General features: G+C 62.9%; 1 protein-coding gene. It reads left to right on the top strand.

Features of this window, described 5'->3' with window-relative positions; genetic code table 11:
• Positions 1-545: 545 nt before the first annotated feature.
• Positions 546-1,106, top strand: coding sequence for a GNAT family N-acetyltransferase (locus ROTAS13_RS24550; RefSeq protein WP_075823667.1), 561 nt, complete (start codon positions 546-548; stop codon positions 1,104-1,106).
• Positions 1,107-1,311: the final 205 nt, after the last annotated feature.

Genomic DNA, 1,311 nt, shown 5'->3' with positions numbered 1-1,311 from the left:
GCATGCCCCTCCCCTGCGCCGCCTCGCGTCACGGCCACCTGGGCCAACAGATCGAGCGTGATCCATCGCCGCAATTGTGGCAACCCCACCGCTTTCCCATCTCAGGCCCGATAATGGATTATTATCGGGCGTGAATAGAGGCTAAGCCGTTGATCCGCCGCATGGATGTCCCCTGTCGCGCCTCCGGGATCGCCCGGATCTCGGACTGGCGGGGCGTGGAGGCCCGGAGCAGTACCCCGGGTCCCCATCAGCAGTGCCCGGGTTCGTGATAAAGGTGCCCCGCTTCGCAGGACGGCCGGGCGGGGCTGCGGGCGGTCCCGCCCGGCCCCGGCAGGCCTCTCCGCCCTGGCCACCTCTGCAAACGACCGTTTCGGGATGACCCCTGGGTTTGTACGTGTCGGCGAACTTGCCCCCGTGAGGTCCCAGTGCCCGGCTCACCTCTAGCGGCTTGGGGCCGCTTGCGGCGGTCACCACGGCTGGAGCAATCGCTGGATGGGGTAGACAGTAGACTTGGCCACCATGCAGCCTCCGTCAGGAGCCGCGTCATGAACATCGAAACTACCCGTCTGATCCTCCGGCCTTGGATGGAAGAGGATCGGGAGCCCTTTGCCGCGATGTCCGCTGATCCTGCTGTTATGGAGCATCTACTCCCGCTAGGCGACCGTGACAGGGCAAATGCCTGGATTGATCGCCAGATGGCCCACCTTGCCGAGCATGGATTCTGCTTCTGGGCGCTTGAAGAGAAGGAAAGTGGTGCCTTTGCCGGCTCCGTAGGCTTGGTCAAGGTTGGCTACGAAGCTCACTTCACGCCTGCGGTTGAGGTGGGATGGCGACTGGCACGGGCATTCTGGGGCCGAGGCTACGCTCCCGAAGCTGCAATAGCATCCATGGGCTACGGCTTCGAAGTGTTCGGCCTGTCGGAGATCGTCGCTAATACGGCCATTCACAACACCAACTCGCGGCGGGTGATGGAGAAACTTGGCATGTGTCACGATGCGCAAGACGACTTCGACCATCCCCGTATGCCAGAAGACCACCCGCTCCGCCGCCAAGCACTCTATCGCCTTTCCCGAGATCGCTGGACGGCGACAGTGTTGGGTCAGTGACCGCTTAACGCGCGAGGCGGTGAAGCCGACGGCCTTTGCCGACGTCGGACAGCCACTTTGGGTGGGGAAGCGGACATTGATGTCAATCGGCACTGAATTGGGACCCCAGATCGGCACGCAAAAGGGACCCTCTTGTGAGGTGTGTTGAGGGGGCGTTCAGGCGCGGTTCTTGAATCGCCAACTATCGTTGCCGGTCTCGACGATG

The sequence above is a fragment of the Roseomonas sp. TAS13 genome, assembly GCF_001950415.1.
Classification (GTDB): Bacteria; Pseudomonadota; Alphaproteobacteria; order Acetobacterales; family Acetobacteraceae; genus Roseomonas; species Roseomonas mucosa.
Note: the sequence above shows the minus strand (reverse complement) of the source record. Positions and strands in the feature narration are given on the sequence as shown.

Bases quoted from the DNA above. Each gene is read 5' to 3' on its own strand.
- ROTAS13_RS24550 (WP_075823667.1), top strand. From the start codon at position 546: ATGAACATCGAAACTACCCGTCTGATCCTCCGGCCTTGGATGGAAGAG.